At 63.7% G+C, this 15608-nt stretch carries 10 protein-coding genes, 1 tRNA gene and 1 other RNA gene; 10 read left to right on the top strand and 2 right to left on the bottom strand.

Annotation, left to right across the window (positions count from 1 at the left end; genetic code table 11):
• Positions 1–301 precede the first annotated feature (301 nt).
• The gene (locus QP802_RS05335; RefSeq protein ID WP_284817741.1) at positions 302–2704 is read left to right on the top strand and encodes an MMPL family transporter; all 2403 of its coding nucleotides are present in this window, start codon (positions 302–304) and stop codon (positions 2702–2704) included.
• Entirely contained in the window at positions 2701–3945 is a 1245-nt protein-coding gene (gene tgt / locus QP802_RS05340) for a tRNA guanosine(34) transglycosylase Tgt (RefSeq protein ID WP_284817742.1), read from the top strand. Before QP802_RS05335 ends, tgt begins: the two co-directional genes overlap by 4 nt.
• Before the next feature lie 290 nt (positions 3946–4235).
• On the opposite strand, the gene QP802_RS05345 is transcribed toward tgt, so the two are convergent.
• Complete coding sequence (locus QP802_RS05345; RefSeq protein ID WP_284817743.1) at positions 4236–4913, bottom strand: queuosine precursor transporter; 678 nt, start codon at positions 4911–4913, stop codon at positions 4236–4238.
• Here QP802_RS05345 and gluQRS point away from each other — a divergent pair.
• Both gluQRS and QP802_RS05355 read left to right on the top strand, forming a co-directional pair.
• Positions 4912–5832: a tRNA glutamyl-Q(34) synthetase GluQRS gene (gene gluQRS / locus QP802_RS05350; protein ID WP_284817744.1), complete on the top strand. Its 921-nt coding sequence runs from the start codon at positions 4912–4914 to the stop codon at positions 5830–5832. The genes QP802_RS05345 and gluQRS overlap by 2 nt on opposite strands.
• A 183-nt stretch (positions 5833–6015) precedes the next feature.
• Complete coding sequence (locus QP802_RS05355; protein ID WP_284817745.1) at positions 6016–9576, top strand: YPDG domain-containing protein; 3561 nt, start codon at positions 6016–6018, stop codon at positions 9574–9576.
• Between the two features lie 400 nt (positions 9577–9976).
• Here the strand turns inward: QP802_RS05355 and QP802_RS05360 are convergent.
• Positions 9977–10062, bottom strand: a tRNA-Ser gene (locus QP802_RS05360).
• A 114-nt stretch (positions 10063–10176) separates the two neighbouring features.
• Here QP802_RS05360 and ffs point away from each other — a divergent pair.
• From ffs to recR, 6 genes are all read left to right on the top strand, one after another.
• Positions 10177–10275: signal recognition particle sRNA small type (ffs, locus tag QP802_RS05365), an RNA gene on the top strand.
• A gap of 105 nt (positions 10276–10380) precedes the next feature.
• Positions 10381–11667, top strand: a complete 1287-nt coding sequence (locus tag QP802_RS05370) for an aspartate aminotransferase type Ic (protein ID WP_284817746.1) — start codon at positions 10381–10383, stop codon at positions 11665–11667.
• Positions 11664–12200: a hypothetical protein gene (locus tag QP802_RS05375; protein ID WP_284817747.1), complete on the top strand. Its 537-nt coding sequence runs from the start codon at positions 11664–11666 to the stop codon at positions 12198–12200. The genes QP802_RS05370 and QP802_RS05375 overlap by 4 nt, the downstream gene beginning before the upstream one ends.
• Before the next feature lie 18 nt (positions 12201–12218).
• On the top strand, positions 12219–14207 hold the full coding sequence (locus QP802_RS05380) for a DNA polymerase III subunit gamma and tau (RefSeq protein WP_284817748.1): 1989 nt from the start codon (positions 12219–12221) through the stop codon (positions 14205–14207).
• Between the two features lie 73 nt (positions 14208–14280).
• Positions 14281–14658 carry a YbaB/EbfC family nucleoid-associated protein gene (locus QP802_RS05385; protein WP_070363280.1) on the top strand — a complete coding sequence of 126 codons (378 nt, stop codon included), beginning with the start codon at positions 14281–14283 and terminating at the stop codon, positions 14656–14658.
• A 58-nt stretch (positions 14659–14716) separates the two neighbouring features.
• Positions 14717–15343: a recombination mediator RecR gene (gene recR, locus QP802_RS05390; RefSeq protein WP_070363279.1), complete on the top strand. Its 627-nt coding sequence runs from the start codon at positions 14717–14719 to the stop codon at positions 15341–15343.
• The last annotated feature ends 265 nt before the right edge of the window (positions 15344–15608 follow it).

Genomic DNA, 15608 nt, shown 5'->3' on the forward strand with positions numbered 1-15608 from the left:
GCATTTGTATTCCCGCAGGCCAGAAAAGGGCTAGAGGTATGGTGTTGCGTCTTTTGGCACTCGCTCCTTTGTATGTGCACCAGATTCCCTGTTTTGGGGTGGGGTCGGTGCGTTTCCCCAGGTCGTCTAAGTCTGGCGATGGAATTTGGTGCAGCGGGGAACAATTTCGCTTGGTCAAACCGGTGACCTGGGTATGAAGGGAAATCGAGTCCAGCAAGGTTTCGCCTATAAGATGGCCTGGTAGTGTGCCACGGTTTGGTGGCAGTCAGAATCGAGAAGCGACAGTGAGGACGTAAACACCGTGGCGAAGATGCTGTTTCGGCTTGGGCGCTGGTCATTTCTGCATAAGTGGAAGGTGATCGTGGCGTGGCTGTTGCTGCTCGGCGCGACGGCGGCAGGGGCGTTTTCGCTGATGAAGCCATTTACGTCGGAGTTTCCGATTTCGGGTACGCCTGGCATCGAAGCACTCGAGGACATGGAGCGGCACTTCCCGGGTGAAGGGAACGTGGCGACGGCGCCTGGGGTGAATTTGGTGTTTGCGGCGCCGGAGGGGCGTCGATTAGAAGAGCCCGAGTTTATGGCGGGGATGGACGCGACGGTCGGCTACATCGAGGAGCACCTGGAGGGGCTGACGGGGACGGACAGGTTTGGCAACCCGGTGCATGTGAACCGGGAGCTGGGGGAGATGATCGTCGGGCAGATGACGCAGATGGGCCTGCCTGAGGAGCAGGCGAAGCAGGACGCGTACTACCTGCGGATGGTGTCGGACGATGGCCGGATTGGGTACACCACGTTCGAGTTTGGCGCGGAGTCTTCGATGTCGGTGTCGGAGGAAGAGCGCGCCGTGGTCAATGAGGCACTGGAGATCGGCCGGGAGGCTGGCCTGCAGGTTGAGGCCGGTGGCGCCGGGTTCGGGGATCCGATCCAGATTAAGACGACGTCGGAGATGGTGGGGCTCGCGGTGGCGTTTGTGGTGCTGATTGTGACGTTTGGGTCCTTGGTGGCGTCGACAATGCCGATTGTGAGTGCTGTTGTTGGGGTGGGCATTGGTGTGCTGGCGGTGCTGATCACGACGCATTGGGTGGAGCTCAATGAGGTCACGCCGGTGCTGGCGGTGATGATCGGCCTGGCTGTCGGTATTGACTACGCGCTGTTCATCCTGTCTCGGTACAGGCAGGAGCGGCAGACGCTGGACGCGCCGGAGGCGGCGGGCCTGGCGGTGGGCACGGCCGGATCCTCGGTGGTGTTCGCTGGGGCGACGGTGTTCACGGCGCTGGTGGCGCTCTCCTTGGCAGGTATTGAGTTTTTGACGTGGATGGGCCTGGCGGCGGCGCTGACGGTGCTCATCGCGGTGCTTGTGGCATTAACGCTGCTCCCGGCGCTGCTGGGGGTGTGGGGTGATCGCTCGTTTGGTGGGAAGTTGCCGTGGTTCGCGGGCAACCCTGGCCCGGGCAAGAGGCCTGGTCGCGATTTGTCGGCGAAGTCGGTGGGCCGGTCCTGGGTGAACGTGGTGCGCAGGTTCCCGGTGGTGGTGATGACGGTCGTCGTGCTGGGGCTGGGTGCGCTGGCGTCGCCGTTGCTGCAGCTGGAGATGGCGCTGCCGTCGGATACGACGTCGAACCTGGACACCACGCAGCGTAAGTCGGCGGACCTGATGGCGGAGGGCTTCGGCCCGGGGGTCAACGCGCCGTTCCTCCTGGTTGTCGACGCCACCTCCGTCAACCCGGACGCGGAGATGCTGCAGCCGTACATGGCGATGATGCCGGACGAAGCCGGCGGGCGCGCGCAGAAGGCGGCGCTGGCGTCGTTTATGTACGCGGTGCAGGAGGCCAACAGCGTCAACGGGATCGAGCACGCGCAGCTCGTCGGCGCGAATGAGGACCTGACGGCGGCCCGGATCCTGGCCACCCCGAAGGGCGGTCCGGAAGAGGAGTACACGCTGGAGGTGGCGCATGCGCTGCGCGCGAACAATGTCCAGGTGGAGGATGCGACGGGGACGTCGATAGGCCTGACGGGTCTCACTGCGGTGCAGATGGACATTACTGAGGAGCTGGGCGACGCGATGCCGCTCTACCTGGCGATTGTGGTTGGGCTGGCGATCATCCTGCTGATCCTGGTGTTCCGCTCCATCCTGGTGCCGGTGGTGGCGGGCCTGGGCTTCCTGCTGTCGGTCGGTGCGGCGTTCGGTATGACGGTGGGCCTGTTCCAGCTCGGCTGGGGCGGACTTGTGAACACTCCCGGCCCGATCCTGTCATTTATGCCGATCTTCCTGATCGGCGTCACGTTCGGCCTGGCCATGGACTACCAGGTCTTCCTTGTCACCCGTATCCGCGAGCGCTACCTGAAGTTGCGCCGCGCCGGCGACCCGGAGGCGGAAATCAAGGCGGTGCGCGAGTCCACCGTCGAGGGCTTCGTGCAGGGCGCGCGCGTGGTCACGGCCGCAGCAGTCATCATGATTGCGGTGTTCGTGGCGTTCATCGACCAGCCGTTGCCATTCATACAAATCTTTGGCTTTACGCTCGGCGCCGCCGTATTTTTCGACGCCTTCTTCGTCCGCATGGCGCTCGTCCCCGCTACGATGTTCATCCTGGGCCGTTCCACCTGGTGGATGCCGAAGTGGCTGGACAAGGTGCTGCCGGAAGTTGACGTGGAGGGCACCGAACTCGAAGCCGAATTCCACCCCGAATCACTGGAGCACGCATGACCGACGACCTTTCCTTCGACCTGAACACCACCTTGTATGACGCGCCGGGTAAGCATGGGCGCACGGGTGTGATCCATACGCCGCACGGCCCGATCCAGACCCCCGCGTTCATCCCGGTGGCCACGAAGGCCACGGTGAAGACGCTCACCCCGGAGCAGATCCACCAGACCGGTGCGCAGGCGATCCTGTCCAACGCCTACCACCTGTACCTTCAGCCGGGTCCCGACATCGTGGACGAGGCCGGGGGCGTCGCCGCCTTCGAAAACTGGGACGGCCCGACCTACACGGACTCGGGTGGCTTCCAGGTGATGAGCCTGGGCGTCGGCTTCAAGAAGGTCCTGGCCATGGACACCGCCGGGCTCACCGACAAAGACATCCGGGCCGAGAAGCGTAAGCGCATGGCGATGGTCGACGAAGACGGCGTCGACTTCAAGTCTGTCATCGACGGCTCCAAGCACCGCTTCACTCCCGAGGTGAGCATGCAGATCCAACACCAGCTCGGCGCCGACATCATGTTCGCCTTCGACGAGCTCACCACCCTCGTGGATACCCGCGACTACCAGGAGCGTTCCGTGGAGCGCACCCACCGCTGGGCGAAGCGCTGCCTCGACGAGCACCACCGCCTCACCGAGGCGCGCACGCACCGCCCGAAGCAGTCACTGTGGGGCGTGGTGCAGGGCGCCCAGTACGAAGATTTACGACGCCACGCCACCCGCGGACTGCTCGACCTCGACAGGGAGGCGCGCGAGGCCGGCCGACGCGGCTTCGGCGGGTTCGGCATCGGCGGCGCCCTGGAGAAGGAAAACCTGGGCACCATCGTCGGCTGGGTCACCGATGAGCTGCCCGTGGACAAGCCGCGCCACCTGCTGGGCATCTCCGAGCCGGACGACATTTTCACCGCCGTCGAAGCCGGCGCCGATACGTTCGACTGCGTCGCGCCGACGCGGCTTGGTCGCCGCGGTGGCGTCTATACGCTAGATGGGCGCATGAACCTGATGAACGCCCGGTTCAAGCGGGACTTTTCCGGCGTCGATGAGGAGTTCGGTGGCTACGTCTCCGAGAACTACTCGCGCGCCTACATCCACCACCTGCTCAAGGCCAAGGAGTTCCTGGCGGGCACGCTGTGCACCATGCACAACCTGGAGTTCATGATCCGCCTGGTGGACAACATCCGCCACGCCATCGACGCCGGGGAGTACGAGGCCTTCCGCGACGAGTTCATGGGCAGGTACTACGCGTAGCCGAGTGACAAAAGACGCACGTCCAAACATCTAGCACTTTTTGCACCAGCACTTTTGAATGTATGGCCCAAATGTGGTTGCGTCTTTTGTCACTCGGGCTGGCTGGGGCGACACCAAAATCCCTGTTTTTGGGAAACGCCGTCAGCATTTCCCCAGGTCGATGGCGTTGTGCGAAGGAATTTGGTGCGTGCTGTCTCAGGGTGCGCACCAAATTCCCTGTTTTCGGGCGGGCCAATAAGAAAAAGCCCAGGTCGGGCCTGGGCTGTGATGGAATGTGGTGCGTGGTTTCCCTATTGGCTATAAATTTCTTGCTCGCGGCGGCGCACCCACGCGATGGTCGGGTAGGTGATTGGGAGGAGGACGACTTCGAGCAGGGTCTTCCACAGGAAGCCGACGACCACGTAGTTGATGAACTGACCTGGCGTTTCGATGCCGATGACTGCCGCTGCGATGGCGCAGAACAGGAGGGTGTCGGCGAACTCGCCGACGATGGTGGAGCCGATGAGGCGTGCCCACAGGCGGTCGTGCCCGAACCGGTCCTTCATTTTCTGCAACACCCACGCGTTGAGCAGCTGGCCTGCGATGTAGCCTGCCAGGGAAGCCATGACGATGCGTGGCATGAGGCCGAGGATCGTCGAGAAGGGTTCTTGCATGTCGTAGAAGTCGGCGCCGGGGAGCCAGATGGCGATGTAGAAGGATACGACGGCCAGGATGGCGATGCCGAACCCGGTGAAGATTGCCCGGCGGGCGGCTTTGAATCCGTAGACTTCGGCGAGCACGTCGCCGAGGACGTATGCAAGTGGGAAGAGGAAGAAGGCGCCGTCGGTGATGAATGGTCCGAGGGCGACTCCCTTCTGCGCTGTGATGTTGGAAATGAGGAAGACGGCGCAGAACACAGATACCAGGACAGGGTAAAGCGATCGCGCAATAGTTTCTTGGTTTGTCACGGCTACATATCCTATACACATGAATGCTGGACGGTATGCACCTTCTCCGAGTGGGGATCTTCATTTTGGTAATTTGCGCACGGCGCTGTTGGCGTGGTTGTTTGCGCGTCAGAGTGGGCGGCGTTTTTGGTTGCGAGTGGAGGATGTTGATTCGGAGCGTTCGTCGGAGGAGGCGGCGCGTCGTCAAATAGGGGATTTGCTGGCGCTGGGGCTTGATTTTGATCCGCCGGTGGTGTGGCAGTCGCAGCGTTCGGCGTTGTATGAGGCGGCGTTGTCGCAGCTGCCGGTGTATGAGTGTTATTGCACGCGCCGGGAGATTCGGGAGGCGGCGAGTGCGCCGCATGCGCAGCCTGGGCTGTACCCGGGCACGTGCAGGGACTTGAGTGAGAAACAGCGAGCTTTTCGACGCCACCAGCTTTCGCAAGAGGGCCGCATGCCTGCCCTCCGCCTGCGTGCCGAGGCGCGGGAGTGGACGGTGCGGGACTTCTTTGCGGGGGAGGTGACCGGGCCTGTCGATGACGTGGTGGTGCGCCGTGGTGGAAACCTCGCGCAGGCGCAGGCGGGGGACTGGGCGTATAACTTGGCGGTGGTCGTCGACGACGTGGACCAGGGGGTTGACCAGGTGGTTCGTGGGGATGATTTGTTGATGTCGGCGCCCGCGCAGGCGTACATGACGCACTTGTTGGGCGGGCAGGAACCCGAGTATGTGCACGTGCCGCTGGTGCTCAACGCGGAGGGCAAGCGGCTGGCGAAGCGCGATGGGGCGGTGACGTTTGCGGAGATGTCGCAGCGCATTGGGGTGGATGGCGTGGTGCGGGCGCTTGCAGAATCGATTGGGTGCGCAGGCGCTGGGACGGCGCAGGAGATCCTTGAGCGCTTTGACCCTGAGAAGCTCTCAGCGGATCCTTTCGTCTGGACAAATACACCCGAGCGGGGGTAACCGCTGGTTGAATAACATGCATGTGATGCAAATATTTTGACGACAACTGTGCAGGTTCGGGCGTTCGCTGAAAATAAACTGTCAAAAGTACTTGAAACTTCTTAAAAACCGTTCATGATGAATGGATAGCACAAATAACACACAGTTGCCTCTGAGGGGAGTTTCAGAATGCGAAATCGTAGAATGTCAGCCACTGTGGTGGCGCTGGCGCTGGGGGCGTCCGCGCTCGTGGTGCCACAGGTGGACGCGCAGAGCGCCGAAGAGAACCGATGCCACGACGTGCTGAGCGCGAACACCTTGTTCCCGCACCAGCGCATCGGTGGTGTGAGTACTCCGAACGAGGGCTCGTTTGAGCCGGGCACCCGCGCCGTTGTCAACGAGCAGGGCCAGGTTGAGGTGTACTACTGGGTCAGCCTCCACGGCGACGGCGAGCACGCTGTGGACTCGATGGTTTCCGAGTTGCGCATGAACCAGACTCGCATCTCTGATTTCGAGGAGACCTTCACCCTTTCGGCGGTGTCTGTAGGGGAGACTATCCCAGGAGCGGTGCGTTCCGGCGAGGATAGCACCACCAATATGGACCTGAACGTCACCGGCACCGCGCACGTTGAGCCGGTCGAGCTGCACCTTTCGGAAGGCTCCCCGGTGGTGTCCGCGAAGGTCATCCTCGAGGACGTGAAGGACATCAAGGAAGACGAGACACGCACGTTCGCGTGGGTCGCCCGAAGCGTAGGCAACGGCTACGAGAACTTCCCGAACCGCCTGGGCTTCGAGGCCCGCAACATCGCCGAGGTTGACCTGCTGCCGGTCCCGGCAGAGAACGCGCAGTGCTTCCCGCTGCAGGCGGCTCAGGACGAGGTGCCGGTTGTCACCGCGAATGGCAAGGAGTTTGCGACGAACATCCAGGTCACCAACGGTGCTGGGGAAGATTACGCTCGCGTGATTGCTGTCGTGACGCGAAACGGTAAGGCTGTCGAGGGCGCGAATGCGCGCGTCGATAAGGATGGCCGCGTGCATGTCACCCTGCCTGTCGGCGGGACCGGCGAAATCGACAATGACAAGCCTGAAGCGCTCCAGGTTGAGGTGTACGCCACCCCGCGCGACGGCTCCGACCAGCTCAACCTGCAGAAGTACAAGGACAACGCCAAGATCGGCGAAACGTTCCAGCTGAAGACCCAGCAGTGGGCCCCAAGCTACGGCAACGAGAAGACCTCCCCGGGCAAGACGGCAACCGTCGCGCTGAAGCCGGGCAGCCCGAAGTACCCTGACGGCACCACCTTCGAGGTCATCGGCGCTACCCCAAGCAGTGAGGCCCGCCCATGGGACGTCACCCTGGAAGAGGGCAGCAACGCGCTCAAGGTCACCGCGCCGATGAGCGCGCGCCTGGAAGATACCGTGACCGTGCAGGTCAAGGCCACCTACCCAGACGGATCCCACGACGTGCTGGAGTCCGTGGTCGGCGTTGACACGACCCTGGCCCAGGAGCACACCCCTGGCTACGACGTCGTGATCACCCGCCCATCCGTCACCGTGACGCTGCCGCAGGTCCGTGACCAGGAGCTGCCAGCCGGCACGACCTTCAAGATCGCCCCTGACCAGCAGCTCGGTGATTGGAAGGTGGGCGTCGATAAGCGCACCGGCGAGATCACCGCAACGCCGCCGGCGAACGCCCGCGACGGCGAAACCAAGACCGTCAACGTCGAGGTGACATTCCCAGACGGCTCCACCAAGGTCGTACCGGGCACCGTCATCGTCAGTGCGCCACCGCAGGCACAGAACCCGGACGCGTACTACCTGGCGGAAACCACCCGCCCAGGCGTCGAGGTCACCGTGGACGCCCCAGAGTTCAGCGCTGATGCGCCGAAGGGCACCACGTTCACCATCCACGACGCCTACGAGGCACCGAAGGGCTGGAAGGTCACCGTCGGCGAGGACGGCTCCGTCACCGCCACCCCGCCGGCCGATGCCAAGCCAGGCGACCGCATTGTCGTGCCTGTCCAGATCACCTACCCGGATGGTTCCTCGATCACCCGCCCAGCAGTCGTCGTAGTTGTTGACGACGCCCCCAAGGGCACCAACGACGTCCAGTTCCCACCGAAGCCGACCAAGCCGGGCACCGTCGTAGTTGTCACCCCGAAGGGTGGCACCGAGGGCTCCACCTACGTTGTCGAGCAGAAGGACGTCCCTGAAGGCTGGACCATCAACATCGACGAAAAAACCGGCGTCGCGCACGTCACTCCACCAGCAGACGCCAAGCCAGGCAACTTCGGCGTCATCAACGTGCAGGTCACCGACCCGAACGGCAACACCATCACGCGACCAATCGTCGTGACCGTCATCGACGACCCGGCCGCGCCCGTCGACCCGAAGCCGGCCACCCCGTCCGCTCCGGACCAGAACTACACCCCGAAGCAGACCAAGCCGAACCAGACCGTCACCGTCAACCCGACGCCACGCGCGCCGGGCGGCACCACCTTCGTCATCTCGCCTGAGTACAAGGTGCCGAAAGGCTGGAAGGTCAACGTTGGCGAGGACGGCGGCGTCACCGCCACCCCACCGGCCGACGCCAAGTCCGGCGACTACACCGTCGTCCCAGTCAACATCACCTACCCAGGCGGCCAGAAAGTCACGCGCCCAGCAACCATCCTCGTTGTTGACGACGCCGACACCCCAGAAGGCCAGCCACCAGTCGACTACACCCCTGGGCGCACCAAGGGCGGCGTCACCGTCGTCGTGCCGCCGAGCACCCAGCCAGACGGCGCAACCTTCAAGATCGTCGACGGCTGGAAAGCACCAGACGGCTGGGACGTCACCATCAACGACGGCGGCTCCGTCTCCGTCACACCACCTAGCGACGCCAAACCCGGTGACCAGATCGTCGTCCCAGTAGAGGTCACCTACCCAGACGGCAAGACCGTCACCCGCCCGGCCGTTGTCACCGTCGGCGGCGACACTCCGTCGACCGCAGGCGGCAACACCATCACCCCGAAGCCAGGCGAAACCGAAAAGGTTGTTGTCACGCCAGGCACGCAGAGCATCGTGATCAACGTGCCAGGAGCCAACATCGGTGACCTGAAGCTGCCCGACGGCTGGACCGCTAAGCACGAGGGCGACAAGGTCATCATCATCCCGCCAGCTGAGCGAACCCCGGACCCCAAGGGCTTCGACATCACGATCCCAGGCCGCGACGGCGATGTCACCGTCCACGTCGTTGTTCAGGGCGAACAAGACCAGCCGAAGACCCCAGGCAAGAGCTCGGCTGATGACCTGCAGCGCTGCTTCGCCGACATGTCCTCCCACGGTGGGCCGCTCCTGTGGCTCATCCCGCTCGGCCTGGCAGTCGCCGTCGGCGCGCCGCTCATCGCCGCAATGGGCCCAGAGATCAACGCCTCTGCCCGCCGCGTCTCCGAGCAGATGAACATCCCGAACCCGTTCGGCAACTTCGGCGTCGAGCGCCCTGACTTCCTCAAGCAGCTCGACATCGAAGCCGCACGCCTGAACGCCCAGTTCGGCCCGCAGGCCACCGAGGCCCTCGGCGCCATCGCGGCCGTCACGCTCGGCATCGGCGCCCTGGCTGGCCTGGTCTCCCTGTGTGCCCCAGGCGAGAACGGCGCCGCCAACAAGATCCAGCAGAGCTCCAACGAGGGCTCCTCGCTGGGCGACTTCCTCGGCCGGAAACCTTCGGCAACCGCTACGGCTACTGCTACTGCCGCCGCTGTGACGACCACGCCTAAGGAGAAGTAGCTCCTCTGCATAAAACCCCGCGATCTGCGAGTTGGGTCGCGGGGTTTTGTGCGTGCTGGACCCGCGCACCACATTCCTGGGGTTTCGCGGGCGAATTGGAAAACCCCAGTTCACTGGCGGCCAGTGAGGGAATTTGGTGTCTCCGTGGGTGGTGTGAGTGACAAAGGACGCAATCCTGTCGGCTAACTTCGGCAAAAGCCCAGGTCGCAAAAAGTAGGGTGCGTCCTTTGTCACTCGCCTTGATGTGAGGGACACCAAATTCCCTCGCACAGCGGGTGCGACCTGGGGAAACGCCTCGGTGACTTCTCAAAATACAGGAATTTGGTGCAAAGGCACGAGCCCAAAACGAAAACAGCGCACCCAGCGAAAAACTTCAACCGGATGCGCTGTTTGAATAGCGCGGAGGATGTGGGATTTGAACCCACGAGGGTCGTGAAACCCGCACGCGTTCCAGGCGTGTGACATAGGCCGCTAGTCGAATCCTCCTAGTTGCGACACATCATGCGTCGAGGGACTACTTTAACCCATCTCCCCGGCTTCCTACAAAACGCCAGCGCAATAATTGTTTTGCAACGCCTAAAGCTTCAAGCTAGAGTGTTCTGCAGGATCTCACGCGGTGCTCATCTCGTGAACTCCCCCAGGGCGGGAACGCAGCAAGGGTAAGCGGGCGCTGGCAGGTGCGTGAGGTCCCCTTTTTTATGGGGGGGACAACGCGGGTGAAACGCACGCGTGTGCCGGGGTGCCCGAGTACGATGATGGGTCGTTAGCACATAGGCCTCAGTACCCGGATAGGACACCACAACATTGAACACCCCGTTGAAAGAATTAGATGCTGAGCAGCTCGCAAGCCTGGCTGCTGAGTTGCGTGAGCAGTACAAGCAGCTGGAGGAGACCAACATGGCGTTGGATCTCACGAGGGGGAAGCCCTCGGCGCGCCAGTTGGACTTGGCGGACGAGCTGTTAGCACTGCCGGGTGTAGGGAATCACCGCGACGCGTCGGGCGTGGACGTGCGTAATTACGGCGGCCTGACGGGCATTTTGCAGTTGCGTGAGTTGTGGGCCGAGGCGCTCGGTATTGACCCGAAGCTGTTGGTGGCGGGGGACTCGTCGTCACTAAATATTATGTTTGACCTGGTGTCCTGGGCGTACACGTTCGGCACGAATGATTCGCCGCGGCCGTGGGCGGATGAGCAGCGCGAGCACGCGATTAAGTGGCTGTGCCCAGTGCCCGGCTACGACCGCCACTTCACGATTACGGAGCGTTTCGGCTTCGAAATGATCACTGTCCCGCTGCTTGAGGACGGCCCCGACATGGATGTCGTGGAAGAGCTGGTGAAGGACCCAGCCGTGAAGGGCATGTGGTCTGTGCCGGTGTTTTCCAACCCGACGGGCGCGGTGTACTCCCAGGCGACCATCGAGCGTCTGGCGGCGATGGAGACGGCCGCGCCGGACTTCCGCATCGTGTGGGATAACGCGTACGCGGTGCACACGTTGACGGATACGTTCCCGGTGAACGTGGACGTGCTTGAGGTGGCGGCGAAGGCGGGGAACCCAAATCGTTTCTGGTACATGTCGTCGACGTCGAAAATTACGCATGCGGGTTCGGGTGTGGCGTTCTTTGCTTCGTCGGAGGAGAACCTGGAGTGGTACGAGTCAATCGCGAATGTGCGCGGTATCGGACCGAATAAGGTGAACCAGTTGGCGCACGCGATGTACTTCAAGGACGCGAATGGCCTGCGGGAGATTATGCGGAAGCATGCGGAGTCGTTGGCGCCGAAGTTCGAGGCTGTGCTCGAGGTGCTGGAGAACCGGCTCGGGGGCACGGGGGTGGCGTCCTGGTCGAAGCCGAAGGGTGGCTACTTCATTTCTTTGGACGTGATGGATGGCACTGCGACTCGCGTGTGGGAGCTGGCGAAGCAGGCCGGCATCAGCCTGACGAAGGCGGGCTCGGCGTTCCCGAAGGGGCAGGACCCGAACGATCGCAATATTCGTTTGGCGCCGTCGATGCCGCCGCTTGAGGAGGTCACGAAGGCGATGGACGGCGTGGCTACGTGTGTGTTGCTCGCGGCGGTCGAGAAGCTCGGCGCATGACGGGAGACGAGCTCGCTGCCTGGTTGGCCTCGGTGTTTCCGGGGATGCAGCTTTCGCTTATCGACGCCCGCGCCGCCGCCACCGCGGAACTGGACGGTGCGAATGTGGCGGTGACTGCCGGGTTCAGCGGTACTGACATGGGGCTGGTGGCGCTTGATGATGGCGGCCCCGAAGTTGTGTGCGAGGTGATGGCGGTGGGGGACGTCGACAAGCAGGTGCTTGCCGAGGCCGTCGTGGGTGTGACCCGCGAGCTTGAGCGCCTCGGCGTGCCCGGTCAGCCGGGTGTGCTGCTCGAGGGGTTGCTGGCCGACGCGCCGGGCACCGTGCGGCATGGGCTGCTGCGGGAGCCGGAGGTGTTTGCGCAGGGCACCCCGCTGGTGCGTGAGCCGCGCCGGATCACGCTGCTTCTGGAGCTGATTGCGCTCACCGATGAGGAGTTCGGGATCGCCTCCGAGCAGGGCTATCCGGTGCTGGAGCGGCGTCTGCGCAGGCGTGGCGTGGATGTGAAAGATTGGTGCCGGGAAGAGGGCTGATCGTCTACACTTGGCGCCGTGGCTCTGTACCGGAAATATCGTCCTGCAACGTTTGGTGAGCTGGTTGGGCAAGACCAGGTGACTGTGCCGTTATCGAACGCTCTCGACAACGGGCGCATCAGCCATGCGTACCTGTTTTCGGGGCCGCGGGGGTGTGGCAAGACGTCCTCGGCGCGCATTCTGGCGCGCTCGTTGAACTGCGTTGAGGGGCCGACGTCCACTCCGTGCGGCAAGTGCGCGTCCTGCGTGTCGCTGGCGCCGGGTGGCACCGGGAACCTGGACGTGATGGAGCTGGACGCCGCCTCTCACGGCGGTGTCGACGACATGCGTGAGCTGCGCGAACGCGCCATGTTCGCGCCTGCGGAGTCCCGCTACCGCGTCTTCATCATCGACGAGGCGCACATGATTTCGCCCTCCGGCAACAACGCCCTGCTCAAGATTGTGGAGGAGCCGCCAGAGCACCTCATCTTCATCTTTGCGACGACCGAGCCGGAGAAGATCCTCGGCACGATTCGCTCGCGTACCCACAACTACCCGTTCCGCCTGCTGACCCCGCAGGCGATGCGCCACCTGCTGGAAAACATCGTTGCGGAGGAGGGCGCGTTCGTCGACGAGAACGTGTACCCGCTGGTCATCCGCGCTGGCGGCGGGTCGCCGCGCGACACGCTGTCCGTGCTGGACCAGCTGTTGGCGGGCGCCGGGCCGGACGGCCTGACCTACGAGATGGCGCTGCCGCTGCTCGGGGTCACGGACCTCACGCTTCTCGACGCCGCCATCGACGCCCTCGCCACCAAGGACGCCGCGGCGATGTTCCACACCATCGACAAGGTGATCGAGTCCGGCCACGAGCCGCGCCGTTTCGCCCTCGACCTGCTGGACCGGCTGCGTGACCTGCTGCTCATCGTCACCGTGCCGGATGCCTTCGGCGAAGGGCTTGTCGACGCCCCCGTCGACCGCGCCGAAATCCTCCGCGCCGAAGCGCAACAGTTCCACCCGTCGACGCTGGCCGCGCTCGCGACCGAGGTCAACGATCGGATCGGCGACCTCCGCGGCGCGACGTCCCCGCGCCTGTTGTTGGAAGTGATGATGGCGCACCTGCTCACGATGGGCGACCGCCCGGCGGTATCCTCGGCTACCTCAGCTGCACCGGCGCCTGCTGCCCCTGCGCAGGCGGCCCAGCCTGCCCAGCAGGCCCCGTCGCAGGCTCCTTCGCAGGGTGGGGGAGCCGCGGCCGCTGCGGCTGCTGCGGCCAGGATCGCGGAGCGCCGCAAGGCGCAGAGTGCGCCAAAGCCTGAGCCCAAGCCCGAGCCGAAGCCTGAACCGAAGCCGGTGCCGCAGCCACCCGCGGAACCCGCAACGCCGCCGAAGCCGGAACCAACCCCGGCACCGAAGCCAGAGCCAGCACCTGCGGAAGACCTCCTCGAACGCGTGCAGCGTGACTGGATGAAGCTGCGCCAAGCTGTGGGCAAGCGCAACCAGGTCGCCGAAATCATGCTTGCCGAAGCCAAACCGCTCTCCCTCGACAACGAAGACGGCCAACCCACGCTGCTCATCGGACACAACACGGGTGCCCTCGCGGAGCGCCTCAACGCCGACAACAACAACGGGGACATCGTCGCGGTGTTCTCCGAAGCGCTTGGCACCAAGGTTGCCGTGCGTTGCGTGGTGGGCACGAAAGGGGCGAAGGGGGCGTCGAAAAGTGAAGCAACCCCAAAACCCGCAGCGCAGCAGCCCACTGACTGGCGGGCGATAGCGAAGGCCGCCGGGCAGCGCAGCGCGCAACAGGAGCGTCGCGAGCGCGAGGAAGTCCCGCCGCCGCCCGAACCATTCCACGAAGACGCCGGATGGGAACCGCCTCCGCCGCCGCCCGAGCCCTACAGCCAAGAGGACGAAGAGCGCGACATGGTCGACCAGGCCGAGGCCGAGTCGGCGACCTTCGACCGTCGTGACGCCACCGAAGTCGCCATGGACCTGCTTGCCAGCGAACTTGGAGCCAAGCCCTTGTAAGCATTCAGGAACTACCGGGTACACTGGTGAGCAAATTAGACAAAATCACTGACACGAAAGGGTGTTACACACCATGACCCAGCCAAATATGCCTCAGGACATGCAAGAACTCATCCGCCAGGCAGCCGAGGTGCAGCAGGCGCTGCAGCAGGCACAGCAGGAGCTGCTCAGCACCACCGTCACCGGCACCGCTGGCGGCGGCCTGGTCACCGTCGTCATGACCGGTGGCGCAGAGATCACCGACCTGCAGATCAAGCCGGAGGCTGTTGACGCCGACGACGTCGAGACGCTGCAGGACCTCATCCTCGCCGCATACCGCGACGCCCACAACAAGGCCGGCGAGCTGGCACAGGAGAAGATCGGCCCACTGACCGGCGGCGCAATGCCACAGGAGGCTCCTGGTGGTCAGCAGCCTGCACCTGGTGAGATTCCGTTCGGCGGCATCATCTAAACCCACCCGCTTGAACGCCTGGCACTTCGCCAGGCGTTTTGTGTTGTAAAGGACCCCCATGTTCGAAGGACCGCTCCAAGACCTTATCGACGAGCTCTCGCGCCTCCCCGGCGTCGGACCCAAGTCCGCGCAACGGATCGCCTTCCACCTTCTCCAAACCGAGCCCGAAGATATCGACCGACTCCGCGCCGCCCTCGCCGGCGTCCGCGACGGCGTGACGTTCTGTCGCATCTGCAACAACGTCTCCCGCGAAGCAGTCTGCCGCATCTGCGCCGACTCCGGCCGCAAAAAAGACCTCATCTGCGTCGTCGAAGACGCCAAAGACATCCAGGTCATCGAGCGGACCGGCGAGTTCAACGGCCGCTACCACGTGCTCGGTGGGGCACTCGACCCACTCGCGAACGTGGGCCCCAAGGACCTCGCCGTCACGCCCCTGCTGAAGCGCATCGGCGGCGTCCTTCCCGACCTCGACGGCGACGACGCCCCCCAAATCACCGAAGTCATCCTCGCCACCGACCCCGACACCGAAGGCGAAGCCACCGCCTCCTACCTGGCCCGCCTGCTCAAGGACTTCCCAGATCTGACCGTCTCCCGCCTGGCCTCCGGCATGCCGCTCGGCGGCGACCTCGAGTTCGTCGACGAACTCACCCTCTCCCGCGCGCTCTCCGGGCGGCTCACGTTGTAGGAGGTGCTGTGCACCAAATTCCCTCACTGAGCTCCAGCGACCTGGGCTTTTTCAAATTCGCTCGCGAAAAACTAGGAATTTGGTGTTGTGACCAACGAGCTTGACACCAAATTCGCGCTTTTCGAGTAGGCCCTGAAGCGTTTCCCCAGGTCGCGAAAATCCAATGAGGGAATTTGGTGTCACCCCAACCGGGCCGAGTGCCAAAAGACGCAACCGCATATTCGCGACCTGGGCTTTTCCCGAGTTCCTCGGAACGAATTGCGTC

Origin of the sequence: Corynebacterium sp. UMB10119B (assembly GCF_030228125.1) — a bacterium.
Classification (GTDB): domain Bacteria; phylum Actinomycetota; class Actinomycetes; order Mycobacteriales; family Mycobacteriaceae; genus Corynebacterium; species Corynebacterium pseudogenitalium.

Bases quoted from the DNA above. Each gene is read 5' to 3' on its own strand.
- gluQRS (WP_284817744.1), top strand. From the start codon at position 4,912: ATGAATGCTGGACGGTATGCACCTTCTCCGAGTGGGGATCTTCATTTT.
- QP802_RS05385 (WP_070363280.1), top strand. From the start codon at position 14,281: ATGACCCAGCCAAATATGCCTCAGGACATGCAAGAACTCATCCGCCAG.
- tgt (WP_284817742.1), top strand. From the start codon at position 2,701: ATGACCGACGACCTTTCCTTCGACCTGAACACCACCTTGTATGACGCG.
- QP802_RS05345 (WP_284817743.1), bottom strand. From the start codon at position 4,913: ATGTGTATAGGATATGTAGCCGTGACAAACCAAGAAACTATTGCGCGA.
- QP802_RS05375 (WP_284817747.1), top strand. From the start codon at position 11,664: ATGACGGGAGACGAGCTCGCTGCCTGGTTGGCCTCGGTGTTTCCGGGG.
- recR (WP_070363279.1), top strand. From the start codon at position 14,717: ATGTTCGAAGGACCGCTCCAAGACCTTATCGACGAGCTCTCGCGCCTC.
- QP802_RS05355 (WP_284817745.1), top strand. From the start codon at position 6,016: ATGTCAGCCACTGTGGTGGCGCTGGCGCTGGGGGCGTCCGCGCTCGTG.